General features: G+C 39.5%; 21 protein-coding genes. 12 read left to right on the top strand and 9 right to left on the bottom strand.

The annotated features are described in order from the left end of the window. On the top strand, positions 1 to 468 hold the full coding sequence (locus V7783_RS00180) for a nuclear transport factor 2 family protein (RefSeq protein WP_335677011.1): 468 nt from the start codon (positions 1 to 3) through the stop codon (positions 466 to 468). A 619-nt stretch (positions 469 to 1,087) separates the two neighbouring features. Here the strand turns inward: V7783_RS00180 and V7783_RS00175 are convergent. Beyond that, positions 1,088 to 2,038 carry an alpha/beta hydrolase family protein gene (locus V7783_RS00175; RefSeq protein ID WP_335677010.1) on the bottom strand — a complete coding sequence of 317 codons (951 nt, stop codon included), beginning with the start codon at positions 2,036 to 2,038 and terminating at the stop codon, positions 1,088 to 1,090. 94 nt (positions 2,039 to 2,132) lie between these two features. On the opposite strand from V7783_RS00175, the gene V7783_RS00170 reads away from it, so the two are divergent. From V7783_RS00170 to V7783_RS00135, 8 genes are all read left to right on the top strand, one after another. Next, complete coding sequence (locus V7783_RS00170; protein ID WP_335677009.1) at positions 2,133 to 3,044, top strand: AraC family transcriptional regulator; 912 nt, start codon at positions 2,133 to 2,135, stop codon at positions 3,042 to 3,044. 146 nt (positions 3,045 to 3,190) lie between these two features. Then, positions 3,191 to 3,655: a nuclear transport factor 2 family protein gene (locus V7783_RS00165; protein WP_335677008.1), complete on the top strand. Its 465-nt coding sequence runs from the start codon at positions 3,191 to 3,193 to the stop codon at positions 3,653 to 3,655. 408 nt (positions 3,656 to 4,063) lie between these two features. Continuing rightward, positions 4,064 to 4,981, top strand: a complete 918-nt coding sequence (locus V7783_RS00160; RefSeq protein WP_335677007.1) for a carbohydrate kinase family protein — start codon at positions 4,064 to 4,066, stop codon at positions 4,979 to 4,981. Positions 4,982 to 5,208: 227 nt separating this feature from the next. After that, positions 5,209 to 8,148: a SusC/RagA family TonB-linked outer membrane protein gene (locus V7783_RS00155; protein ID WP_335677006.1), complete on the top strand. Its 2,940-nt coding sequence runs from the start codon at positions 5,209 to 5,211 to the stop codon at positions 8,146 to 8,148. Between the two features lie 31 nt (positions 8,149 to 8,179). After that, positions 8,180 to 9,889 (top strand): RagB/SusD family nutrient uptake outer membrane protein, encoded by a 1,710-nt coding sequence (locus tag V7783_RS00150; RefSeq protein WP_335677005.1) that lies wholly within the window; start codon positions 8,180 to 8,182, stop codon positions 9,887 to 9,889. A gap of 50 nt (positions 9,890 to 9,939) precedes the next feature. Then, on the top strand, positions 9,940 to 11,277 hold the full coding sequence (locus V7783_RS00145; protein ID WP_335677004.1) for a sugar porter family MFS transporter: 1,338 nt from the start codon (positions 9,940 to 9,942) through the stop codon (positions 11,275 to 11,277). After that, entirely contained in the window at positions 11,264 to 13,276 is a 2,013-nt protein-coding gene (locus V7783_RS00140; RefSeq protein WP_335677003.1) for a glycoside hydrolase family 32 protein, read from the top strand. Before V7783_RS00145 ends, V7783_RS00140 begins: the two co-directional genes overlap by 14 nt. A 61-nt stretch (positions 13,277 to 13,337) precedes the next feature. Continuing rightward, positions 13,338 to 14,552 carry an oligosaccharide MFS transporter gene (locus tag V7783_RS00135; RefSeq protein ID WP_335677002.1) on the top strand — a complete coding sequence of 405 codons (1,215 nt, stop codon included), beginning with the start codon at positions 13,338 to 13,340 and terminating at the stop codon, positions 14,550 to 14,552. On the opposite strand, the gene V7783_RS00130 is transcribed toward V7783_RS00135, so the two are convergent. Then, positions 14,524 to 15,519, bottom strand: coding sequence for a LacI family DNA-binding transcriptional regulator (locus tag V7783_RS00130; protein WP_064667538.1), 996 nt, complete (start codon positions 15,517 to 15,519; stop codon positions 14,524 to 14,526). The genes V7783_RS00135 and V7783_RS00130 overlap by 29 nt on opposite strands. Before the next feature lie 572 nt (positions 15,520 to 16,091). Here V7783_RS00130 and V7783_RS00125 point away from each other — a divergent pair. From V7783_RS00125 to V7783_RS00115, 3 genes are all read left to right on the top strand, one after another. Further along, complete coding sequence (locus tag V7783_RS00125; protein WP_335677001.1) at positions 16,092 to 17,612, top strand: EAL domain-containing protein; 1,521 nt, start codon at positions 16,092 to 16,094, stop codon at positions 17,610 to 17,612. A gap of 461 nt (positions 17,613 to 18,073) precedes the next feature. Continuing rightward, entirely contained in the window at positions 18,074 to 18,892 is an 819-nt protein-coding gene (gene dkgB / locus V7783_RS00120; RefSeq protein WP_335677000.1) for a 2,5-didehydrogluconate reductase DkgB, read from the top strand. Positions 18,893 to 19,049: 157 nt separating this feature from the next. Continuing rightward, positions 19,050 to 19,544, top strand: coding sequence for a YdcF family protein (locus tag V7783_RS00115; RefSeq protein ID WP_192540742.1), 495 nt, complete (start codon positions 19,050 to 19,052; stop codon positions 19,542 to 19,544). Positions 19,545 to 19,882: 338 nt separating this feature from the next. Here the strand turns inward: V7783_RS00115 and lipA are convergent, their stop codons facing one another. From lipA to mrdA, 7 genes are all read right to left on the bottom strand, one after another. Further along, positions 19,883 to 20,848 (bottom strand): lipoyl synthase, encoded by a 966-nt coding sequence (lipA, locus tag V7783_RS00110; RefSeq protein WP_335676999.1) that lies wholly within the window; start codon positions 20,846 to 20,848, stop codon positions 19,883 to 19,885. Next, on the bottom strand, positions 20,845 to 21,498 hold the full coding sequence (gene lipB, locus V7783_RS00105; protein ID WP_335676998.1) for a lipoyl(octanoyl) transferase LipB: 654 nt from the start codon (positions 21,496 to 21,498) through the stop codon (positions 20,845 to 20,847). Before lipB ends, lipA begins: the two co-directional genes overlap by 4 nt. A gap of 19 nt (positions 21,499 to 21,517) precedes the next feature. Beyond that, a complete protein-coding gene (ybeD, locus tag V7783_RS00100) occupies positions 21,518 to 21,796 on the bottom strand; it encodes a DUF493 family protein YbeD (protein ID WP_064667532.1) in 279 nt (92 codons plus the stop codon). A gap of 225 nt (positions 21,797 to 22,021) precedes the next feature. Next, a complete protein-coding gene (locus tag V7783_RS00095; protein WP_335676997.1) occupies positions 22,022 to 23,182 on the bottom strand; it encodes a serine hydrolase in 1,161 nt (386 codons plus the stop codon). 53 nt (positions 23,183 to 23,235) lie between these two features. Then, the gene (locus tag V7783_RS00090; protein ID WP_335676996.1) at positions 23,236 to 24,015 is read right to left on the bottom strand and encodes a septal ring lytic transglycosylase RlpA family protein; all 780 of its coding nucleotides are present in this window, start codon (positions 24,013 to 24,015) and stop codon (positions 23,236 to 23,238) included. Further along, positions 24,015 to 25,118, bottom strand: coding sequence for a rod shape-determining protein RodA (rodA, locus tag V7783_RS00085; protein WP_335676995.1), 1,104 nt, complete (start codon positions 25,116 to 25,118; stop codon positions 24,015 to 24,017). Before rodA ends, V7783_RS00090 begins: the two co-directional genes overlap by 1 nt. Continuing rightward, a complete protein-coding gene (mrdA, locus tag V7783_RS00080; RefSeq protein WP_335676994.1) occupies positions 25,118 to 26,998 on the bottom strand; it encodes a penicillin-binding protein 2 in 1,881 nt (626 codons plus the stop codon). Before mrdA ends, rodA begins: the two co-directional genes overlap by 1 nt. Between the last annotated feature and the right edge of the window lie 2 nt (positions 26,999 to 27,000).

Genomic DNA, 27,000 nt, shown 5'->3' with positions numbered 1-27,000 from the left:
ATGAAAAAATGTTTATCAATTTTAACTATCTTAATTTCTGTTATTTCAACAGCGACTTTAGCCAGTAGCGATGAATTTGATTACGATAACTTTGTTAAAAATTATCATCAAGCTATGACAAACACACAAAAACCTAATGCATCTAAAGATGATTTAGAACAGTATTTGTCACTATTAACTGATGATGTTGGTAACCAACATTTCCCAAATGCTCCTGATGACTCTAGAGAGCCAGACGGCAAAGAACTAATGCGTAAAGGAATGTCTCGTTATTTAGGTGTACATACAGAATACAAAGGTAAAATAATAGAGTATATCGTTGGTTATAACGTGGTAGCCCTTAAACATGCGTTCTCTGCAAAAGGCTTACGTTCTGACGGTTCAGAGTTTAGTTATAGCAAAGAAGTTTTAGATGTTTTAGAGCTTGAAAATGGTAAGGTATCTGTAATTCGTAGATACGGGCAATAGTTTACATAACATATATGAGCTGTACTAACTCAATCAATAGTTACCAGTATTTTTTGACCGTTTTTATACAGTGACGGTCAACTCTAAATCAACTCTAATTCGATAAGCAAATTCGTTTACTTCATCTGTCGATGCGGCTGTTAAGCAAGTAGCTTACATTATTAGCACTGCATTTGTTTATTTCCCTCTAAAGCGCAGCGTCCCTGAACCTCTTTGTGAATAATGCACTAAACTTTTTGCACAAAGAGCATGGAATGAGAAGTAAATGAGGGTGAACCTAAAGGCTAATATTGATATGTGAAAACACGAAGTATTAATTAGAGTAAGTCCTTATCACCTCAAATAAGCCACTCAAACATCTGTAATACCTTGCAAAAAGCCAATTAAAGCAACAGCAAATCCTTTTTATATTTTACGTAAATCGAAGTAACTGATTGAATAAAAATAGGAACTTGGCTATGGTGAATGCATCAATAAAAACAAATTAAAAGCGAGTAATTTTCCAGGCTCGTTATGCCAATGAAATTTTGGAGTAGATCAAAATTGAATGGATTTTAATCTGCCCCAAAACCAGCTTCTATGTTAATGGAGCCTTAAGTGTTCTTAAGTTTCAGAGCGTTTAGTGCTTACTTTCCACAAAAGCGTGTTTGCTGGCAAAAGTGCCTAGTGCTTCACAGGCATCTTTCCATATTTTCTCATCGCTGTATAAAGCCGATTTCAAATAAGCTGATGTCATTTTTTGAGTAATGGCGAGACGATCAGGATCTTCGTCGTCGGTTTCTTTTGCATCATAACCAGCAATGCCACCTAACCCATGTTTTCCTCCAATTAATGACAATAAAAAATCGCTACCCGGCGAAATATAGTACGGATCCGCATGCCAGTCTGCATCTCGGGTTGTGAAGTGGGTGCTAAGATCTTGATCACCATACACTACTAAATTTTTTGTGGTCATTGATGAATAATCTGGATTAATTTCAGGGAACCTTTCTCTTGCTGATTCAATTAAATCATCTCCCCCTTTGCCCACAGCCGCTAATAGGACTCCGGCTTTGATACGCTGGTCTAATACGCTTTTGATATGTGGTAATGTCATGCCCATTAACATAGCTGCTGTCATCGCCCCAGCAGAATGCCCCACGATCGCGATACGCTCTTTATCTAATCGGCCAGAAAGACAGGCTGTGTCACGCTCAATTTGTGCCAAATTGTCCAAAATGGTTTTCATTTCGAGCACTCTTTGGTTGAGAAAGAGGGGCGCATCTGCATGGCTATTGCCTAGACCACCCACTCTTGAACTTGCATGGGTAGGTTGAATAACGGCAAATCCTTGCTCAGCGTAATAGTTTACCAGCGGGGCATAACCATCTTTAGAGGGCAGGTACGACGATGGTCCATGCCCATGAGAAAGTAAGATAATTGGAATATTATCGCCACTTAATGGCAGGGTAATTCTAAGCTCAAGTGGTGTTTCACGGCCTTCTACCGTTAGAGTGATTGGGCTAATGGACAGGGTAAGTTGTCTATTTGACTCTGGGATATTCTTAGATTCGGTAACGAGATTATTCATAAAAGCTCCTTAAGTGTTGAGGTGCTAACTCTATCTAAAGGTGCATGTACAATATATAATGAAAAATCCATATTGCATTACCAATAGTATTTAAATGATAGATCCTCTTTCGAGTATTGTGGCCCTATTGCAGCCACAAGCCGCTTTTTCTAAAGTAGTCCATGCCGCAGGCAAGTGGCGTATTAGACGCGAAGAAATCGGTAATCCTTTCTATTGTGTTGTGCTAGAGGGAAATTGCGAGTTCACATTAAAAGGCGATGAACCGATTTATATAACCGCTGGCGATTTTGTCCTTGTTCCAGAAGCTCATGCTTTTACTGTAGCCAGCACCCATCCTCTAGCACTGGACGAAGCCGATACTGTGCCCATTAAAACAGCGGCTAGCACCTATTTTGTTGGTGAAGCAGAGCAAGAGTTGAATGCGCATTTACTAATTGGCCATTGTCAATTTGAGGCGCCTGATTCAAAAATACTGGTATCGCTTCTTCCTAAACTTGTTCATCTCCGAGAAGCTAAAAGGCTCACCACGCTGGTCGAGCTTGTTATTGAGGAATCTTTGGCGCAACGGCCCGGGCGTGATTCTGTATTGGCTCGATTATTAGAAATTCTGCTGATTGAAGCTTTTAGAACGAAGATGGACACGCCAGAAGTTCCTGGTTTGTTAGTTGGTTTAGCCGATGAGCGACTTGCCATGGCAATTCGAAAAATCCATCAAGATGTGAGTAAAGCATGGACGATTGATCAATTAGCCAAAGAGGCCTCATTGTCTCGTTCCAGCTTTTTTCAGCGCTTTAGTAAAGCCGTGGGTTATACACCAATGGAATATGTCATTGCATGGCGCATGGCGATCGCGAAAGATCTCTTAAGGCGCCAAACGTATACTATGGCCACAATTGCAGAAAGGATAGGTTACCAATCTGCCAGTGCCTTTAGCACTGCTTTTAGTAAACATACGGGTCAACCGCCGTCGAGATTTTTGGTTGAGGATAACCTAACAGGTAGCTAGAGTTAGATAAAATGGCTGTAGATGTTATAAAGTAGGTGTTTAAAGAATCCAAAGTGAAGGCTGTCATTAAATTCGCTCCCTACGGTCGTCGGAGCTCGTTTCACTAGGCCGTTTATGGCGGGCGTTTAGCAAACAAGGATAGTCCAATGAAATTTTTAATATCGTTAATTACCTTTATTATTTTCTCACTATCTGCTCTTGCAGATGAGACACTGCCTGAAAGTGTATTAAAACAAAAGGCTGAAGAATTCATACAAGCAAAAAATGCGAGGCAACAGCCAAACACCACCGTCGAAGACATAGATCATTTCATTTCATTTTTGGCTGATGAATTTATTGATGAACATCTGAAATTTAATGTCACTATGACAAGTAAGGAAGAGCTTCGACAGGGGATGATTGCGAAGATGAAAGACAAAGTAATATTCAGTGAAATTAAAATTGACCAGATGATGATTGGAAGCAATGTGGTATTCGTCAAATATACAGAACACGCTAAAGTCAAACCAAGCCACATGGATAAGGTCATTGAGTATACAAGTACTAATATAATGTCTCTAGAGTTTGGTGATAATGGTCTTATCAAACATATTCGTAGACATCATGCGTAAGTGTTTGCCTAACACATATGAGCCTTAACTCTGTCAACACAAGTTAACGAGTTATCAGCGATCCGTTAGTACTCGAGGTAAACTTCTACTCCAAATACCATTTAGGGGTAAAAGTTCGCGATATAAAATTCATAAATTAAACTCACACGCATATTATTTGTTTTATTTACAAGTTGCAGATAGACAATAAGTTAATTTTATCACTCCAAATAAACAACGTTGTCTTTTAGGTCTTGAAATGGAATAATATCTAGGCCACATTTATTTAACAAAGATATCAACATTTAGCACTTTCAATTTAAATGTGTAGTTATTGAAAGTTGTATTTAACTTGAATTTGGTGAAAGGTAAGTTGAACGTAGTCTAATCCGGCTATTCTATAATCGGAGCGTATAAGGAAACTATTGAATGAGTATAATTATAAATGAAAACATACCTAATAAAATTAGTCTTGTTTGCTTTGGGGAGGTCCTTTGGGACTGTTTTGGTACAACCAAGCGATTGGGTGGCGCACCTTTAAATATGTGCTTTAGGGTTAAATCTCTTGGAATTGACGCACAAATGATAAGTGCGGTAGGGGAGGATGAGTTAGGTAATGCTCTGCTTGACGAATTAACAGAGAAAAAATTGACTACAGAGTACATTGCTGTAAACCCAAACAAAAAGACCAGTACAGTCCAGGTAACACTTGATAGCCATGGCTCTGCTAAGTACGAAATTATGCCTGACACCGCCTGGGATAATATTGCTTTAACTAAAGAAATTATCGATAAAGTTGAATCGACGGATATTTTTGTGTTTGGTAGCTTAATTGGCCGTACTGAAACTTCATTAATGACCTTAAAGCAACTGCTTGGACATGCAAATTTTAAAGTGTTTGATGTAAATTTGCGCACTTCTCATTACCAGCTTGATAATTTAATAGAGCTGATGAATAGAGCAGACTTTATCAAGCTAAATGATGAAGAACTTTATGAAATCGCTAAAGGAATGGGGTGTAAATATCATTCTTTAGAGCAAAACTTAGATTTCATAGCAAAACAAACAGATACTGAGTTCTTGTGCGTGACGAAAGGCAGCCATGGTGCTTTATTATCGATTAAAGGTAAGAAGTACTATAATTCAGGCTATCTGATCGATGTTGTTGATACTGTGGGCGCTGGAGACTCGTTTTTGGGAGCTTTAATTTATCAACTGTCTATTCATGATGATGCGCAACAAGCAGTTGATTTTGCGTGTGCAGCTGGTGCTATGGTTGCTCAACAGCTAGGGGCAACACCTGATTTAACGTATCAACAGATCTTAGAGTTTATTGACCCATGTTAGCGTATAGCGTTGTGATTCAAGTGATACACATTTTTAACAGATTTTTGTTATTTATATTGAATAGATGTTTTTTTAATGTTAAAAAGACAACGTTGTTTATTTTTATTGGTTTAGCAAACTAAGTTTAAAGTATAAAAAAGGTATTTTTTTATACTTTAAAGACAACGTTGTTTATTTGTATATTGAAATCAACACTAAAAAGTAAAATTACAATAAGGACACACACAATGCTCGTATTTCAAAAAAACAAACTTGCAGTAAGTGTTAGCACTATACTGCTGGGTTGTTCGTTACCATTAAGTGTTTTTGCTACCGAACAGCAAAAAGATGAAGCTAATACTACTGATGGCATTGAAATAATTGAAGTTTCATATGGTTATGGAAGTGTTAAAAAACAAGATTTAACAGGTGCTGTGAGTACCGTAGACCTTGAAGATGTCGTTGACCAGCCTTCAGGTAATATAATGCAGAACTTGCAAGGAAGAGTACCAGGCCTTCAAATTACCACTAATGGATCTCCTGCGGCTACAGCAACTGTGCGTATCCGCGGACAAGGTTTAGGACCATTGGGTAATAATGATCCCCTTTATGTGATTGATGGAATTCCAACTAAATCGGGGATGCATGAACTTAATAGCCATGATATTGCAGATATACAGGTTCTAAGAGATGCGGCAGCAGCAAGTATTTTTGGTGCACGTTCTGGCAATGGGGTTATTGTTATCACGACAAAAAAAGGCTCTGAGGGGCTCGATTTTAATTTTTCTTTCAATCAATCATATGATGATTTTAATTATGAGCTAAACCCATTAAATACACAGCAAAGGGCACAAGCAGTTTGGCAAGCAGCAATAAATGACGGATCAGATCCAAATGCCGCAAGTTCTCTTTATACTTATGATTGGAATAATGATTTTAATAACCCTCAATTAAACAACGTTGTTTTTCCTGAATTTACTGATGCAGCACAATTACAACGCCCTGCTGATACAAACTGGTTTGATGAAGTTACGCGCTCTGCAAAAGTAACCGATCTTAACTTTTCAGTTTCAGGTGGTTCAGACAAAGCTTCAATATATAGTTCACTCGGGTATTACGGCTCAGAAGGCGTTGTTGATGGCTCAGAGTTTGAACGAATAAGCTTTCGTGTTAACTCTGATTATCAGCTAACAAATAAACTTAAGATTGGTGAAAACTTTATAGTGACAAACCAAGAATCAAACTTGGTTAATGATCTGGCTGGTAATATTTTAAATTTAGCTATAGAGCAACAATCTATCGTTCCTGTGTACAACGAGGAAGGTGGCTGGGGAGGGCCTGTTCCTGGTGTAACTGACCGTGATAATCCAGTTAGAATTATCGAAATGAACCGTGATAACGTTAGTAGATTCAATAAAGTAATGGGAAATATTTTTGTTGAATATGAGGCAATAGAAGGTTTAACGTTAAAAAGCTCTATCGGTTTAGATTACGGGCAATACTACTTCAGAAACTATACCCGTGCTTTTCAAGCCGGCTCGTTAAACTATGGTGATCAGCTTTCAGTCACAGAAAATTGGAATAGCAGTTTTAGCTGGACTAATACCGCGGAATATAAACTTGATTTAGACGAAAATCATTTTACGTTTTTGGTCGGCACAGAACAAATAGATTATGAGTATGAAGGCTCTGTTGGTTTTGGTTCAGGCTTTGCGTCTGATGACCGTGATTACGCACATTTATCACAAGCAACGGGTGATGTTCGTGTGGAGGGAGATGGTGATAAATGGTCTCTTAACTCTTATTTTGCGCGTATGGACTATAACTTTGATGATCGTTACTTAGCCGGTTTAACAATTCGTCGTGATGGCTCATCTCGTTTTGGTAGTAATAATAGCTACGGTAATTTCCCAGCTATTTCTGCAGGTTGGGTGATCAGTAACGAGTCCTTCTATGATATTGAATTTTTATCTACCTTAAAGCTGCGTGCTAGTTGGGGCAAAACAGGTAATCAAGAAATTCCTACCGATGCAACGTACACAACTTACTTAAGCCGTTATGCAACACAGTCCCTATTCACTGATCAGCAAGATGAAGGGACCGCTTATGATATAGGCGGTGCTAATGGCGGAACGCTACCTTCTGGATTTGTAAAAGCACAAACGGGGAATGAGGACCTAAAGTGGGAAACATCAACGCAAACCAATATAGGCCTCGATTTTGGTATGCGTTACGAAACCATATACGGCAGTATCGATTGGTTTGAAAAAACCACAGAGGATATTTTAACGTTAACCAATCCCCTTGCAACATTAGGCGAAGGCGCTCAGCAATGGGTCAATGGTGGCACGATTGAAAACTCTGGTTTTGAGTTACTCATTGGTTACGCCGATTATCTTACTTTTGATAGCTTAGATGGTGATATCGATGTCGATATTAGCTTTAACATTTCTTCAGCTAAAAATAAGGTTGTTTCATTACCTGAAGACGTTGTGAATTCATTTGGTGGTAATGGTGATGATAAAACGATTGTTGGTCATTCAGTTAACTCTGTTTATGGTTATGTCGCTGATGGTTTATTTCAAAACCAAGGTGAAATAGATGCTCATGCAGCGCAATCTGGGGCAGGTTTAGGTCGAGTTCGTTGGAAAGACTTAGATGGTAATGGCGTGATTGATGAGAATGATCAAAGTTTTTTTGCTGATACTGATCCTGATTTTATGTATGGATTGAATATGAATTTCAAATACAAAAATTGGGACTTCAATATGTTTTGGCAAGGTGTTGAAGGAGGGCAAATACGTAATGGCTGGCGTGGATTTACTGACTTCACATCATTAAATATAGGCTCTAACTACGGTGATCGCGTTCTTGATGCATGGTCAGTTAACAATACTGACACTAATGTACCGGCATTAACTTTAATTGATAACAATGGTGAAGGCCGTCAATCAAGCCTGTTTTGGGAAGATGGCAGCTACATAAAGCTGCGTAACTTATCTATTGGTTATACACCGGATGAGCAGTGGTTAAGCCAATACGGTATTAGTTCTGCGCGCATCTATTTGCAAGGAAGTAACTTATTGACCATTACTCCGTCAGGAACCCTAAGCCAGGATCCAGAAACTCCAAACGGTAATTTTCCAATACCAAAACGTATCACGTTAGGCGTGAACCTTTCTTTTTGATTTTTAAACGACAACGATACGAGCACATATTATGAAAAAAATTAAAACACTATTTACAGCTGCTACACTCGCGCTTTCTTTAGCATCGTGTGGTGGCTCTGATCTTGATGTTGCACCTTCTGGGGTATTAACCGAAGAGCAAGTTTCTAACAGTGAAAATGTGGATGCGTTGATTATTGCTGCCTATTCATATCTTGGAAACGATCATTATACTGCGCCTAACTTTTTATGGCCGACAGGAAACTTACGCGCCGGAGATGCCCATAAAGGCGGTAATGGACCCGGTGATATCTTCGCTTATCATGCTTTGTCTTTATATCAGCCAATAGTGCCTGATATGGAGTCTTTCCCGCCAGATTTAATTGATTTGAATAACAAAAAATGGGTACGTAATTACACCGGTATTTCAAGAGCAAACTCAGCATTAGCGGTAATCGCAAATGCGCCAGATGCAATCGAAAACAGTGCTGCAAAACAATCCGAACTACGGTTTATTCGTAGTATTTTCTACTTTGATTTAAAAATACACCATAAGCACATCCCATGGATTGATGAAACAATGACACAAGATCAAATTCTTAGCGCTACTAATCGTGAGCTAAGCGATCAAGAGTTATGGGATAAAATTGCTGCAGATTTTGAGTTTGCTGCCAACAATTTACCACAAACCCAAGAAGATGTAGGGCGCGCTTCAGCGTTATCAGCTAAGGCATATCTAGCTAAAACATTGCTCTACCAAGCGTATGAGCAAAATGAGTTACATGAAGTTATTAATATTAATAAAGATAAACTTGTAAAAGTAGTGGCCCTCGTTGATGAAATTGAACAAGCCGGCGTGTATGGCTTATTTGATGATTACGCGAATAACTTTTTGTTTGAAAGTGAGAATGGTAAAGAGTCAGTTTTTGCTATTCAGCGCTCTTTAAATGACGGCTCTCCAGATGGACGTGGTAGCTGGCCTAGTGCATTAAATGCGCCGATGGCTGGTGGTTTTGGTTGTTGTGGTTTCCATGTACCAACTGACAATTTTGTTAATGCGTTTAAAACAGACCAACAAGGCTTGCCGTTATTTGGCTCTTTTAACGACTTTAATTATGACATGACTAGTGATTCAGTTGACCCTCGCTTAGATCATACCGTGGCTATGGAAGGCAAACCGTTTAAATATGATGAAACGCTAATTCATGGTGGTGATAGCTGGGCACGTGCCCCTGGTATTTATGGCAATTTTACAGCGATGAAAGACTTGGAGCATCCTGATTGTAGTTGCCGTGGAGAAAATGGCCCTTTCCCTATCTTCTCACTTAATACGCCATTAATTCGATACTCAGATGTGCTTCTTTGGAAAGCAGAAGCATTAATTGAGTTAGACAGATATGACGAAGCATTGCCAATTATTAACCGTATTCGTGAGCGTGCTAAACAAAGCACCGATAAATTAAATAACGCGAGTATTTATAACATTGGCTTATATACGAGTTTTGATTCTAAAGAGCAAGCAAGAGCGGCACTGCGCTTTGAGCGACGTTTAGAATTAGGCCTTGAAGGACATCGCTTTTTTGACTTAGTTCGCTGGGGAATAGCTAAAGAAACAATTGATAGTTACTTAGCTATTGAAGCCGTACGTAAACCTTATTTAGTCGATGCTATTTTCACTAAAGGAAAGCATGAATATTTGCCTATTCCAAACCAGCAAATGATTTTAAGTGGTGGGTCGTACACACAAAACCCAGGTTATTAATAGTGGTGGGTTTCGGCCCACCTTTTAATCGTTAAGTTTTAAGAGTGATTATGAAAAAAATTATTTATTGGTCAGTCACCGTTGCCGTTGCTGGTTTTTTATTCGGCTTTGATACAGCAGTTATATCCGGTGCGGATAAACCTATTCAAGCGTTATGGAATACGAGTTCGTTATTTCATGGCTTATTTATTATGTCTTCAGCTTTGTGGGGAACACTACTGGGTGCCTTAACCGGTAATTACCCATGCGATAAGTGGGGTAGAAAACCCACATTAGTTTTAGTTGGGGTGTTGTTTTTAATTTCGGCACTTGGCTCCGCCATGGCTCCTGAGGCTTATAGTTTTGCCTTATTACGTTTTATTGGTGGCGTGGGAGTAGGGATTTCTTCAATTGTTGTACCTGCTTATATTTCTGAGATTGCGCCTGCTAAGTACCGAGGGCGTTTGGTCGCGCTTTATCAGTTTCAAATTGTATTTGGTATTTTAGTTGCGTTTGTTTCTAATTTTTTAATCGCAGGAACATCCGCAATTGATTGGCGTTTAATGTTAGGTGTGGAGGCAATACCGGCCTTAGCTTATTTATTAATGATCATTAAGGCACCTGAAAGCCCACGTTGGTTAGTGCAAAAGAAAAACGAAAAAGCTAAAGCGCGTTCAATCTTAGTGACTTTAGGTGAACAAAACCCAGACCAAGTATTAAATGACATTGAACGGGACAAGTTACAAAACAGTCAATCTAAGTTATTTGGGGGTAGTTACAGTAAGCCTGCGTTATTTGCATTTTTATTTGCTGCATTTAATCAATTATCTGGAATTAACTTTATTATTTATTATGCTCCGCGAGTATTTGAACTTGCGGGATTGGATGTAAATCAATCCTTACTTTCAGGCGCTGGTATTGGCGTGGTGAACTTATGTTTTACCATGCTTGGTTTATCGTTGATTGATAAATTTGGTCGCCGTTCGCTGATGTATATCGGCTCAATTGGCTACGTTATTTCTCTTTCGGTAGTTGCGTGGGCGTTTAGTACTGAATCTGGCGGCTTAACGGTTGTAGCCTTTGTATTTGTGTTTATTGCCGCTCATGCAATAGGGCAAGGTACCGTTATTTGGGTCTTCATTGCGGAAATATTTCCTAATAAAGTGCGTTCGAAAGGTCAGTCTTTAGGCTCCGGTACGCATTGGTTTTTTGCCGCAGCAATCACTTTACTTATGCCATTTTTCTTAGAACGTTTTAGTGCCACTGAAGTATTCACCTTCTTTACTTTAATGATGTTAGGGCAATTGATTTTTGTTGCGTGGTTTATGCCAGAAACAAAAGGACGTTCTTTAGAAGCAATTTCATTAGATACCAATAATAAACATGGAGCATTCGATGCGAACCGTTAATTTAGTTTTAATTTCATCATTTTTGGCAGCATGTAGTATGACAAACCAAACTGAAAAAACAGCCCCTATGGGTGTAGATAAACCGAGTAAAGAGGCGTTTCGACCTGCTTTTCATTTTACCCCAGAAAAGCATTGGATGAATGATCCCAATGGTATGGTTTATTACCAAGGTGAGTATCATTTATTTTACCAGCATAACCCTGATTCATCTGTATGGGGGCCAATGCATTGGGGACACGCAATTAGTAAAGATATGGTTAATTGGCAGCATCAAGAAATTAAGTTGTTTCCTGATGAGCACGGCACTATTTTCTCTGGCAGTGCGGTAGTTGATTGGCAAAATAGCAGCGGCTTTGGCAGTAAAGAAAACCCACCATTAGTGGCTATATTTACCTATCATGATGATAAAAAGGCTGCACAGGGAGCGATTGATTTTCAAACGCAAGGTATAGCATATAGCACTGATAAAGGCCGTACATGGAAAAAATATGCTAACAACCCTGTATTAAAAAATCCTGGGATCCGCGACTTCCGTGACCCTAAAGTAAGCTGGCATGAAGATACTCAGCAATGGGTTATGGTATTGGCTCAAGATGATCATATTGGTTTTTACAGCTCAAAAGATTTAAAAACATGGCAATTTGAAAGTAACTTTGGCGCTGATTGGGGCAGTCACGCAGGAGTATGGGAGTGTCCAGATCTTATTCGCGTGCGTATTGAAGGCACAGACGAATATAAATATGTGTTATTAGTGAGTATAAATCCTGGTGCGCCAAATGGTGGCTCTGGTACACAATACTTTATTGGTGATTTCGATGGTGAAAAATTTGTATTAGATAGTGATTATCAAAAAATGCTTACAGGTACACCAGCTGCGTTTCCCGAAGGGTTAGACTTTTCTAACTTCAAAAATGGTTTAAAAAATTGGCAAGTATCTGGTGACGCATTTCATATAGTTAATGATCAACCAGCCAATACCATTGCTAGTTCTTTTAAAGATTCGGATAAGGCAACAGGCACCTTAACCTCAAAATCATTTGCCATCGACCATGATTTTATTAACTTTAAAATTGCAGGCGGAAAGCATCACAATAGTACTGCAATACAGTTGTTAGTAAATGGCGAAATAGTTAAAACTGCAAGTGGTAACAATACAGGTACGATGACCGCGCGCTCTTGGAATGTGAGTCAATTAAAAGGCCAGCAAGCTTATATTAAAGTGGTAGACAATGAACGTGGTGATTGGGGGCATATAAAAATTGCTGACATCGTGTTTTCTGATAAAGCAGCAAATGAAAAGTACGAACCTTCAATATGGTTAGACTACGGCACTGATAATTATGCTGGTGTAACTTTCTCTGATGTTCAAGACGGTAGACACTTATTTATGGGGTGGATGAGTAACTGGCAATACGCAAACCAAGTACCGACTGAGGTATGGCGCAGCGCAATGACGATTCCCCGAGAATTAAAGTTATTGCAAACGCCAGCAGGCGTGCGTTTGGCATCTCAACCTATTAAAGAGTTAGATAGTTTATTGAGTAAACCACAACAAAAGGCAACATTAACTGGCGCGAATAGCTATCAGTTAGATGAACTTTTTACTGTTGAACCTGGGCAATTTAAGGTGAGTTTTAGTGTAGCAAACGCTGAACAAGTTATTGATATCGTGCTTAGCTCTGCAACGGATGAATACACTAAGCTTCAGCTAAACCCAGCTCAAGGACAACTAATACTTGACCGTAGACAATCGGGTTTAAAAGACTTTGAAGATGGCTTTGCGTCTTTACAAACTGCACCATTACAGAAGGGCCTTGAGTATTACGATGTTGATATATGGGTAGATAAAGCGTCGATAGAAGTATTTGTTAATAAGGGAGTTAGCTCTATGACGTCTATTGTCTTCCCAACATCTCCTTATAATAGAATACGAGTAAGCGCTGATCAGTCTTTGTCGCTTAGTGACGTAAAGTTAAACAATATAGCAATAGAAAAATAACCTTTGAAGCGACTCTATAGTAATATAGAGTCGTTTTACTTTTTATAAGGCTATGCGATATATGAGTAGTAATTATCGGCTATTAAGTGCCATATTCTTTATCTATTTTATGGCATGGTCTTTTTCATTTTCATTTTTCCCTATTTGGCTTAGTCAGGAGGTAGGCCTCAATAGTGCTAAAGTTGGGGTCATCTTTAGTATCAATTCCATCATGGCTTTACTCGTGATGCCTTGTTATGGCATTTTGCAAGATAAGCTCGGTTTACAAAAAACACTACTTTACTTCATTGCATTTTTTATAGTGTTGATTGGCCCGTTTGTTAGTTATGTTTACGCCCCCTTACTACACACACATTTTTACCTGGCTGCTATTTTAGGAGGAGCTGTTTTTTCATGTGCATTTTTAGCTGGAGTGGGAACACTAGAAAGTTACATTGATAAACAAAGTCGCTCGACGAACTTTGAGTTTGGCAAAGCACGAATGTGGGGCTCACTTGGCTGGGCCATGGCAAGTTACTTTGCTGGTCTTTCCTTTAATTTATCCCCCAATTTAAATTATTGGTTATCAAGTATTGCAGCGGTTTGCTTAATGGGGCTATTGGTTTTTGTTAAAGTAGCAAAAGGTCAGCCCGTAACAGCACCTGCTCGAACTTTTTCTCCCGTACAACTACTTAAAGCATTTTTTAAAATCGCGGGATTGTGGCGCTTAAGTGTGTTTGTTATCGGTGTAAGTTGTATTTATGCCGTTTTTGATCAGCAATTTGCTATTTACTACACTTCCTTTTTTAAAACACCAGAGCAAGGTAGGGAGTTTTTTGGTTATTTAACATCAGCACAAGTATTGTTAGAAGCCATTTTTTTATACTTAGCTGTTAAGTGGGTTAATTATTTTGGAGTGAAAAAGTCTTTGCTATTGAGCGGGATATTGATGGCATTGAGGATATATTGTTCAGGGATTGTGAGTGATTCAATAACGATTAGTTTGTTGAAGCTGTTACATGCAATTGAATTACCGCTGATGCTAATTGCATTGTTTAAATATATAAACATGCACTTTGAAGCTCGTTATTCGGCCATGATTTATATAATCGGCTTTCAATTTACAACGCAATTGATGGCATCAATTTTAGCTGTTGTTGTAGGCGTTGTGTACGATAATTTAGGCTTTGCGTTAGCTTATCAATATATGGGACTGATTGTGTGTGTGTTTATCGTATTATCGCTTTTTATATTAAAGGCAGATGTTATTAAAACGAATCACGAGAAATTAGTTTAAATGGTAGGCTGTGATGAACAATATCAGTGCGCTGCTCTATAAGATACTCCATTGCCCAACGTCCCATTGCATGATGTGGTAATGCCATAGTCGTTAAATTCGGTTGTAATAATTCAGGAATACTGCCCCAATCATCAAAACTAGCTATACCAATATCCTTACCAACGATCATTCCTTTATCATGCACAACAAAGTAAATTTCTAGCGCCATAGGATCTTGACCGCAGATAATTGCATCAGGTTTAAACTCGTCTATCACTCGCGCTGCAGACTCTCTTGATGTCGAAACCTCACTACCATCAGCTTGGCCAATAATCACCGATTCAATGTGTAAATCATCGAGCGGTAAGCCATGCTTTTTAAATGAATTTATAACCCCGAGTTTACGACCTTTGGCTGCAACTATATTCTCATTTAAGTTTAAGAAAGCAATTCGTCGATAGCCTTTACGGATTAACGCATCCGTAATATCTTCACCAGCTTGTTGTTCATCAGGTACTACACAGGGAAAGTTATTCAAAGCAGGAAAACAGTTAGCTAAAATTGTTGGTATTTTTTTTAGTTCATCAGCGATTGCAACTTGGCGATGATACATTGCTGAATATATAACGCCCTCTACGCGATACTCTAAAAGGCTTTCTATAGCTCGGTCTATACTCGCTTGGGTTTCGTTAACATTGAGGATCAACAGTTCTTTATTTTTTTGCCACGCAATTTCTTGGGCACCACGGATAATATCAAAAGTATAAGGAACGCTAAGCAGTTCATCAGCAATAATTGCGTAAATGTTTGAGTTTTTGCGTCGTGTTAAACTTGCCGCACGATTAGGACGATAACCTAATTCTTTTATAGCTTTAAGAACTTTCTCGCGGTTAATATCTTTGACTGTTGGATCATTATTGACCACTCGAGATACAGTTTTAAATGAAACACCTGCGTGGACAGCGACTTGTTTAATTGTAACCATACTAGAATAAGACCCTCTGTGAATAAAAACAGTATAACAGCAGATTACACTTTATTTATATGTTTTTGTTAAGGTTTGGGTTGTGTTGTTATTATCTTAGATAAACTTATTCAGGGGCTCACTTTTAAGTTATCAAGGTGAATTATACTTATGATGTAAGAACACTGGCTAAACCTAGTATACCGAAAAGGTAATACCAAGCGTGATATAACTGCTTAAAGCATTAGCTCATCAGATCATAGATTGGGCAGTTACAGTGAATCGAGTTTGGTATATTACTATCCATAATTGGCTCGCCATGGATCGCTTCGACTTTCAATGAGTGGAAGAAACTCGCTGACTTATCAGCTCACCGAATTTGAACCGCTTTTTTTGATTTTCGCGAAGTAGGTGGCAGCCTTTTTAATATGACTAAGTCCTATGTTTTGGATATCTCAATAATTTAAGCTTTTCATACGCAAACAAGCTGCCAGCTGTAAATAACAGTTAATAGTAGGCGCTTGCTGCTAGCGTACGATACAATTTAATGGTATTAAACGATAATTAATGTTGCTAATTGCAAGGGAAGATCTATGTCATTGAGAGCTTTTAAAGAAAAACCAAGTGCAATAATTTTCTTTTTACCGCTTTTGCTACTGCTTTTAATTTGTATATCCCACTTTGGCGCAAACTATGTACAAATGCTTTATCAGAAAAAGTTTACGCACTCTCTTATTAGTAAAGCAGAAGACATCTCCAGTGATATTAGCCAATCAATTTATCAGACAGGGACCATTGACCCTCGACGCTGTGACGAAGAAACAGTAAATAAGTTACGTATACTTTTAACGAACTACCACTACACACATGATGTTGGTTTAGTTAAACAAAATAAAATTATATGTTCGGCAAATTGGGGTATTTTAGAAGAGCCTGTTGAGCTTGATGTTGATTTTTTTAAGGGCAATACAGGCTTTTATTTTGCGCAAAAAGTGGGAGGGATTTTTCCTATTAATGCAAAATATGATATTGCAAAACGCAATGATGTCGTAGCATTCACAATTCAAGAGCCTTTTAAATATTTTGATCAAGCAAATAAGGATTTTTCGTTTAACATAACCTCTAGTGATGGCTTATACGTTTTCCATCAATTTGACTCCGAGTTCCAGTTTGGTAATGAATTTAACCTATTATCACAAGAAGTTAAAAGCTGTAGTACAAAATTTAGCTATTGCGCTAGTGTGCTTAATAATCGACCAGGATTGTTGTTTTTTTCCACTTTGACTTTGACCGCGATACTTATATTACTTTGCGTTATTAGTTTTTTAATTATTTATTCTCTTATCTCATACATAGAAAGAACAAATTCGATTGAATTTCGATTACGAAAAGCAATTGCTGATGAAAGCATTTATTTAGAATACCAGCCAATTTTAGAGGTTCAGAGTAAGCGGATTATTGGCGTAGAATGTTTAATTAGGTGGAAAGATGCGGTACATGGACAAGTCTCACCTGAGTTATTTTTAAGTATTGCTGAGCAGTTAAATTTATATCCGTCGTTGGCATTTTCATCTGTAAAGCGAGCATTTAAAGAGTTGTCGCCTTTTGTTATAGAAAAAGATGATTTTAGTATTGCGATTAATGTTAACTCCTTTGAAATTCAAAGTTCGGAGTATTTACCGTTTTTAAATGAGCAGTGCGAATTATATAAAGTAAGGCAAGAACAAATAAAAATTGAAATCACTGAGCGCATAGGTCTGCCATTAAATGAGTTATCAAACTTCGCTTTGCAGGCTAAACGTTATGGATTTACTGTTGCCTTGGACGATTTTGGTACCGGTGTTTCTAATTTAGTTTGGTTAACCGAAATTAACTTCGACATCATAAAAATAGACCGTATTTTTACTCAATCGATTACTGATCCTTTGAAAAAAGATATGCTCCTGGCAATAATGACACTATTCACGAATCTTAATCGTGTTGTTATTTTTGAAGGCGTTGAAACGCAAGAGCAGTGTGAATTCATTGAAAAGTATAATAAATGCTATCAGGTTCAAGGTTGGTATTTTTATAAGTCTCTGCCTTTAGATGCGTTGCAAGAATTAATGGATTAAAAGCGGTATTGCAAAACCGAACATAAACAGATTTTATTTAAGGCAGAGCATTTATATTTGATTTAAATTAGACGTTTTCTTATTGGCACTGGGCTTTAGTCAAAACTGATGCTTTAAATTTAAAACTTAGCCGTAACCATAATCAAACCTAACCATCTGCGCCAGTGAAACTGCTAGGTGAGCTGCGCGAATCTCATTTCTTTAATGATCAACGTTCGATGTAGCTTTATACACTAGGCTTTAAATCTCCGTCTTGTACATTAATGCTACATTATTAAACGGATTTAAAAATAATCAAAAAAGATATACAGGCTCTAGCCCTTGAAACTAAATTTAATGGCCTCATACCTTTTACGAGGTCAAAGTTTTAAATGAAAAAGTAGCAGGTGTATTTTGAGAAACTTAGCTTAGAAATCTAATAAGTTTGTATTTTAAACCGATTATTTTAGAAGGATAAAATCATGACACAACGTGTAATAGAGATGCCGGATTTAGGTATGGGTACGTTTCGTCTCGAAGGTAAAACAGCGTATGAATCTGTAAAAATGGCCTTAGAGGTGGGTTTTCGCCATATCGATACCGCACAAATTTATGGTAACGAAAAGCAAGTTGGCCAAGCGATAAAAGACAGTAATATTCCACGAGACGAGCTATTCATTACCACTAAAGTGTGGAATAACAAGCTCAATAAAAGTGATTTTATTACCAGTGTGAAAGAGTCACTTGCAAAGCTTCAGCTTGATTCGGTCGATTTATTGTTGATCCATTGGCCTGCGCCATCAAACGATGAGCCAATGAGTGAGTATTTAACTGAGTTATTAAAGGCAAAAGAGCTAGGGTTAACAAAGCATATTGGGGTTTCCAATTTCACCATAGCGAATTTAAAGGAGGCTATGCAAACACTTGACGCACGGGAAATATTTACCAATCAAATAGAAGTACACCCTTATTTAACTAATACTAAGCTGCGTGCTTTTTGCCAGCAACACGACATTCATGTCACTGCCTATATGCCATTTGTAGTCGGTAAAGTATTAACGGATGAAACCATCATTGATATTGCCAATAAGCATGGAGCAAGCCCTGCACAAGTGGTGATTGCATGGGAAAATGCTAACGGCATGACAACCATTCCGTCATCAACGAAGCGTAAAAACTTAGAAGACAACTTTAATGATAAAGCGGTAAAACTGGACGAGGAAGACATTGCCCGTATTGATGCACTTGATTGCGGAGACCGCCAAGCAACCCCAGATTTTGCTCCCGAGTGGGATCAATAAGCCGCGTTAAGTAAATTAATTAAAAGTGCAGCAAGTCTGCACTTTTTGATGTAGGAAGATCAATTAGTTGATATTGTTAAATGTGCTGCAAGAGTGCTAGTAAGTAACGTTAACTTATTATTTTAATTTGCTTTTATTTTTAGTTGGCAGAGTGAATATGAACACTGTAATTATTCTTTTAGGCGCCCCCAATAATAGCGATGGTAGTTTAACGGCGATTGCCAAAAGCCGATGTGATAAGGCGTATCAAATTTTTTTACAGCAGCCATATTGCAAATTGCTTTGCACCGGTGGTTTTGGCGCACATTTCAATACCACTAATATCGCACATGGCGATTTAACTAAAGCTTACTTGATCAAACTTGGCGTGCCTGCAAGTGCTTTTTTGCCCGTTGCGTTAAGCCGTTTTACATTTGAAGACGCGACACTTGCTCAGCCTATTCTAGCAAGCGCTGGGGCCAAAAAGGCCATATTAGTTAGCTCTGAATTTCACATAGCACGTGTACATTATGTATTTTCTCATGTTTTTCCGCACATTGAATTTATTTGCGAAGCTGCAATTACGCCATTACCAAAGGCAGAACTTGAACAACTGGTCGCCCACGAAGAACATGCTATGGAGCGTGAAAAAGTTAATGTGAAAAAACTATAAAACAGTGCAGGTGAGCAACGTTAAACTTGCCTGAATCGTGCTTGCTGCAACGTTACTAGGTGCTTGTAGTGCTCGAAAAGGCAGCGATTGTTGACTGGAAAGTGATATTAAATTAACTCATCAGCCAAAGTGCCGACACCACTTATATTGAACAGTTCAACAGCAGAAAGTTAAGAAAACATTAAAGGTGAAGATTAATTAGTGAGTTAGAGCGCTTAGCGAAGGAAAATGACTATTTTCTAATAAAACTCTTATTCGCAGTTAAAACCGATTCGTATAAAACAAAAAAGCCGTTAGTAAGGTATTACTAACGGCTTTTGTAATTACGTATGAAGCAATTATTTCACTTCTTTACCGGCGGCTTGTTGATCAGCATGATAGCTTGAGCGAACAAATGGGCCTGAGGCTGCATGAGTAAAACCAATTTCATCAGCGTACTCTTTAAGTGCGTCAAACTCTGCTGGTGGCACGTAGCGTTTTACTGGTAAGTGATGCTTAGAAGGTTGTAGGTATTGACCTACAGTTAGCATGTCGACGTTGTGTTCACGTAAATCACGTAACACTTCTTCGATTTCACTGATCTCTTCACCAAGACCAACCATTAACCCTGATTTAGTTTTCACTTCTGGGTGTGCTTCTTTAAAGCGACGTAGTAGTTCTAATGACCATTTGTAGTCAGCACCTGGACGGGCAAGTTTGTATAAACGTGGTGCGGTTTCAAGATTGTGATTGAAAACATCTGGTGGCGTTTCAATTAAAATCTCTAGTGCGCGGTCCATACGGCCACGAAAATCAGGCACTAAAATCTCGATGGTGATTTTAGGGTTATGCTTGCGAATTTCGCGAATACAATCTGCAAAATGTTGTGCGCCGCCATCACGTAAATCATCACGATCCACTGAGGTGATCACTACATAGCTTAGCTTCATGTCTTTAATTGTTAATGCGAGTTTTTCAGGCTCTGCGGCATCAGGCGTAAGTGGACGACCGTGGGCAACATCACAAAATGGGCAACGACGAGTACAAATTGCCCCTAAAATCATAAAGGTTGCTGTACCGTGGTTGAAACACTCTGATAGGTTAGGGCATGAAGCCTCTTCACACACTGAGTGCAGGCCATGTTTACGCATGGCTTGTTTAATACCATCGATACGCTCGGTTGATTTAGGCAAGCGAATTTTTAGCCATTCAGGCTTACGCAACATCTCGTTTTTTTCAGTTGGTAATACTTTAACTGGGATCAACGCCATTTTTTCAGCGTCGCGCAGTTTTACCCCTGGTTCCATCTTGACTGGTTTATTCATTCGTTTTCAAACCCTTCAGTATACTTAACGGCTGTTGCATTAAGTTTTTTGATCATGTGTTTTACGAGTCCAGCACCTGCTTGCGCAAGGTCTTCTGGGCCGTTTAAATCGGTTGTTTGCACCATATTCATGCCTGCATAACCACAGGGGTTAATGCGCAAAAATGGGCTCATATCCATGTTTACATTCAGTGCTAGACCATGAAAAGAACAGCCGCGACGTACGCGAAGTCCTAATGATGCTATTTTGCTGTCGTTAACATACACCCCTGGTGCATCTGCTTTGGCGTAGGCTGCAATGCCGTAATCATTCAGAGTATCGATAATACACTCTTCAAGCCATGTGACCAGTTCTCGTACGCCAATTTTTAAGCGACGTAGGTTAAATAAAACGTACATCATTTGCTGACCAGGCCCGTGATAGGTTACTTGACCGCCACGATCTACTTTGATCACTTCTATGTCGCCAGGAGCAAGTAGGTGTTCATCTTTGCCGGCTTGGCCTTGCGTGAATACAGGCTCATGTTCAACAAGCCAAATTTCATCGGCATCATGCTCAGTACGCACGTCGGTGAAGTCTTGCATTTTTTGCCAAATAGGCATGTAACGCTGCCTACCGAGTTGACGGACGATTAAGGTATTTTCGCTCACAGCTTACTCCGCTTAGCGCTTAAAGCATGTGTCGTACGTCATCAATGGCGCTGATCACATTGTAAATTTCTTCAATATGAGCGCCGCTGGTAACTGTAACTACTAGGCTAACTGACTCGTAATTGCCTTTGCTACTCGGTTTTACTTTAGGAGCATAGTCGCCAGGGGCAATAGGTTGTAACTTAGTTAGAATTTGATCTGTTAAGTTGACGTTTGCCAACCCCATTACGCGAAATGTAAATGGGCAAGGGTACTCTAAATATTCATCAAATTTAGTATTTTCTACCGGTGTAGCCACGACGTTGACTCCTCATACTTAATGTGTGCTTAGTATTATTTTACTAAACAATAAACCGTTTCGATAATCTGTTCTCGACTGTGATAACAATGGGATAACTGCACTTTTTGCCGTTATTATTGCTAGCCAGATTATGTGTCGGTTAGATATGGGGCGCATTCTACCATTTTTAAAGCAAAAAAAAACGCCTTGCTTTGCAAGGCGCTTATATTATTTGATAGCGTTTTACATTATTTGTAAACGTAGGTAATCATAAATTTTACTAAAGAAGCTACCTTCTTCAACTTCTTCAAGCGTTACCAGTGGATACTGGGCAATTACTTCACCTTCTAGTTGTAAAGATAAAGTGCCTACCTTAGAGCCTTTAGCTAGTGGTGCTTCTAATACTTTATCAAGTGTGAAGTCCGCTTTTAAATTTTTACGTTGACCGCGTGGGATAGTAATTGGCGTATCTTCTAAAATACCGAGCGATACGTTTTCTTTATTACCCATCCAAATACGTTGTTCAGCAAAGCTATCGCCTGCTTGATATGGCGTAATTGTTTCAAAGAAGCGGAAGCCATAGTTAAGTAGTTTTTTGCTTTCTACTTTACGGGCGCGTTCGCTTGTGGTTCCCATAACAACAGCAATTAAACGCATATCGTCTTTTGTTGCTGAGCTGACCAGGCTGTAACCTGCCTCTGATGTATGGCCAGTTTTAATCCCGTCAACGTTTAGGCTTTCATCCCATAACAGTGAGTTACGGTTATATTGTTTAATGCCATTAAAAGTAAATGACTTTTTGGCATAAACTTCGTATTCATTTGGTACATCGCGAATAAGCGCTGCGCCTAAAGTAGCCATATCACGTGGTGTTGTGAAGTGCTCGTCGGTATCTAAGCCGTGGCTATTAATAAAGTGAGTATTGCTCATTCCAAGCTTTTCAGCATGGGCATTCATTAAGTCTGCAAAGGCGCTTTCGCTGCCAGCTATATGCTCAGCCATTGCAACACAGGCATCGTTACCTGATTGCACAATAATACCGTGATTTAAATCATCAACACTAATTTGCTTACCCACTTCGATAAACATTTTTGATGATTCAGGAAAGTTTTTAGCCCACGCTTTTTCACTCACCGTAACCATGTCAGTCGGTGCAATGTTACCGGCTTTGATTTCTGTACCAATCACATAGCTGGTCATCATTTTTGTTAAACTAGCGGGTGCTATTTTGGTATCCGGTTCACCTTCGGCGATTACTTTGCCAGTGGTAAAATCAACAAGAAAATAACCTTTTGCATTAACTTGAGGCGGGGCAGGGATGATTTGGGCGGTAGCTGAGAAAACGGCAGCAGAACATACTAAGCCGCACACACCGTTGAGAATTTTGTATTTAATAGATTTCATCATACTCATTAATGGTTAAAGTTAAAGATTCGCGTTACCCTATTCTAAAGGTGTTATTCACTGTAAAGCAAGAACGCGTTTTGAAATTGATCCAGTTTTAATTTTTCAAGTACTTGCTGAGCTTGTTCAGCGTCTCTAATTGGCCCTAAACGCAGCCTATAAATTGCATCTTTTTCCACAATATTTGTGGGTAATTGGTATTGCTGACGTAGGGTGTACGCTAATGCTTCAATATTTTTTAGGGTACTGCCAGCCGCGACTTGAATATAACTCAAACGCACAGTCGAATCGGCCATAGTAACGGCTTCAAGCTTAACCTTGGCTGTACCATGATGGTAGTAGCCCAGTTTATACGCAGCGGCGTAAGATAAATCGATTAAGCGATCATCATGAAAAGGACCTCGGTCATTTACACGTACAATGACTGATTTACCGTTACTGGTATTGGTTACTTTTACAAAGCTAGGTAGCGGCAGTGTTTTATGTGCTGCGGTCATCGCAAACATATCGTACACCTCACCATTGGAGGTGTGGTAACCATGAAACTTACGGCCATACCATGAGGCGATTCCTGCTTCGGTATAACCTGTTTCATCAAGCATTGGCGTGTAGCTTTTGCCAAGTACTGTGTATGGGCGTCCTGCACTGGCACTTTTGGTAACAGGCACAACCACCGCGTCTTGCATTTCTAACTCGGTCGGTACACGCAGCGGTGCTGCGTCATGGCGCATACTATAACGGCTACTGTGATCGGTTTTACTACCAGAGCTGCTACACGCAGCTAACAAAAGCATTAAAGAGCTAAGTGAGATTAATTTTACTAAAGAGTGCATTATTTCAGTAACATCCTTTTATCCGTAGCGATAGACATAATAATGCCAAATCCAGCCATTAGCGTAACCATTGAAGTACCGCCATAACTTATCAGCGGAAGTGGAACACCAACAACAGGCAGTAGGCCTGATACCATGCCAATATTTACGAACACATAAACAAAAAAAGTGAGAGTCAGTGCGCCGGCTAATAACTTACCAAAGGCATCTTGTGCATTTACCGCAATATACAAGCCACGGCCAATTATAAATAAATACATACACAATAATAAGCACACACCAAATAGGCCAAACTCTTCGCTTAATACTGAAAATATAAAGTCGGTATGGCGTTCAGGTAAAAACTCTAATTGTGATTGTGTGCCGTGCAACCAGCCTTTTCCTTCAATACCACCGGAGCCAATGGCAATTTTTGATTGAATAATGTGATAACCAGAGCCGAGCGGATCACTTTCAGGATTAAATAAGGTTAGCACCCGCTGTTTTTGATAATCGTGCATGCCGTAGTGCCAAAAAGGCCACGCAGCGAGAGCGACCAAAGCGCTTAAAAAGCCGATTAAGCGCCAACTTAAACCAGATAAAAACAACACAAATACACCTGAGCTGGCGATTAGTATTGAGGTACCTAGGTCGGGCTGCTCTTTAATTAGTAGTGTTGGGATCATTACAATGGCAAAGCCAACCACTAGATGCATTGCTCTTGGTGGTAAATGATTACGGCCAATATACCAAGCGACCATCATAGGAACGGCAATTTTCATTAATTCAGAGGGTTGAAACCGAGTAACTCCTAAGTCGAGCCAGCGCTGTGCACCTTTTGAACTGACACCAAAAATTAACACGCCAACAAGCATCAATAAACCAACACAATACAGTGGAAAAACTAAGCGCTTTAGCGTGGCTGGTGAAAACTGTGCTAACACAAACATACCAATCACTGCTCCGGCCATACGCGTAGCGTGGCGGATCATCATCGCGCTATCTTGGCCGCTGGCACTGTACACAATGGCTAAACTGGCAGCCATTAAGGTTAACAATGCCAGTAATAATGGCAGGTCTAAATGCAATTTATCCCAAATAGAGCGTTTATCATCTAACTGCATTAGGGCGCCTCATTACGTGCGATATTAACGGGATTAGCAGAGAAATAATAATCCATTAGCTGGCGCGCGATTGGTGCACCTACGGTACTACCACCGCCGGTGTTTTCTACCACGATTGACACAACAATTTGTGGATCATCATAAGGTGCAAAACCGACATAAATTGCATTATCACGGTGACGCTCTTTTAGCGACTTCGCATCATAACGCTCACCTTGGGCAATGCTAACCAATTGTGCGGTGCCTGTTTTACCGGCGGGATCATAACTCACCCCTCTAAATGCTTTGTGAGCCGTGCCCGTCACTTTACTTACCGTGTTATGCATAGCGTCTAATGCTATTTGCCAATGCTTTGGATCTTTGAGTATCACTGGAGGTTTTTCTTCATTATTAATTTGTACAACCTGATTTTCTTGCTTAGCAACTTGGACTAAGTGAGGAGGGCGGTTTACCCCTTTATTTACTAATATATTTAGTGCATTAGCAATTTGCATCGGTGTCGCAGTCCAGTAACCTTGACCAATGCCGACTGAAATTGTATCACCGCGCCACCATGATTCTTTAAAGCGTGCTTCTTTCCACTCTTTTGACGGTAGAATAGCAGTGGTTTCTTCATGAATATCGATACCGGTTAAATCACCAAAACCAAATTGCGCCATAAAATCGCTAATTTTAGTGATCCCTAAGCGATAGGCTGCATCATAAAAGTAGGTATCACATGATTCCTCAATCGCTTTGTAAACATCAACATGACCATGACCCCAGCGTTTCCAATCACGCCATTTATGGTCAACATTAGGTATTTGGAAAAAACCTGGATCCCATAGGCTAGTGTGCTCGGTGACTAAGCCTTCCTCAAGCGCTAAAATAGCCATGTGCGGCTTAACAGTTGACGCAGGAGCATAGCGACCTTGGGTAGTACGATTGATCAATGGTCGATCTGGATTTAATAATGCTTTGTAATTTTTGCTACTAATACCATGAACAAATAAATTTGGGTCGTAGCTGGGATTAGAATACAAAGCCAGTACTCCGCCGTCTTTAGCATCCATTACCACCACTGCACCGCGCATATCTTTAAAAGCATGCTGGGCAATTTGTTGCAGCCCAATATCAAGAGTCAGCACTAAATCGTGACCGGGTTGCGGAGGTGTCATGCTTAAGGTGCGAATAACGCGGCCACGGTTATTTACTTCAACGCGTTGTGAGCCAACTTGGCCATGCAGTAACTGTTCATAGTATTTTTCAATACCCAGTTTGCCAATATCATGGGTGGCCCGATAGTTAGTGCCTTGATTATCCATTTCGAGTTTAGCGAGTTCTTTTTTATTGAGTTTAGCAACGTAGCCTAATGCGTGAGTTAGGGTGTCTGCAAACGGGTAATAGCGAGCTAAACGCGCTTCAATGCTAAAACCTGGAAACTTATGCTGGTTGACCGAAAAGCGGGCCACTTCAAGTTCAGTTAAGCGTGCTTTTAATACTTGGCTTTTAAAGCGACGATTGTGTTTGATATCGTCAGTGAAATCGCTTTTTTGCTGCTCTGAAATATCAATGTATTGCGTTAAGGCAGACAGTGATGCATCAAGGTCGTCAACCTCTTCAGGAATAACCTCTAGGTTATAAACGGGTTTATTTTCAGCGAGCAATACGCCATTGCGATCGTAAATAAGGCCGCGGTTAGGCGCAATCGGGATCACTTTAATACGGTTGTCGTTAGAGCGGGTTTGATAATCTTGATGATCATCGACTTGAATAGTGTATAAATTAGAAAGTAACACCGCGACTAAAAGTGTAACAAACACAAAGCCCACAAAAGCACGACGAGCAAACAGATTCGCTTCTGCTGAGTGATCTCTAATTGTGGGTCTGTGTTTTCGCATGA

This window comes from Pseudoalteromonas sp., assembly GCF_036960685.1.
Taxonomy (GTDB): Bacteria; Pseudomonadota; Gammaproteobacteria; order Enterobacterales; family Alteromonadaceae; genus Pseudoalteromonas.
Note: the sequence above shows the minus strand (reverse complement) of the source record. Positions and strands in the feature narration are given on the sequence as shown.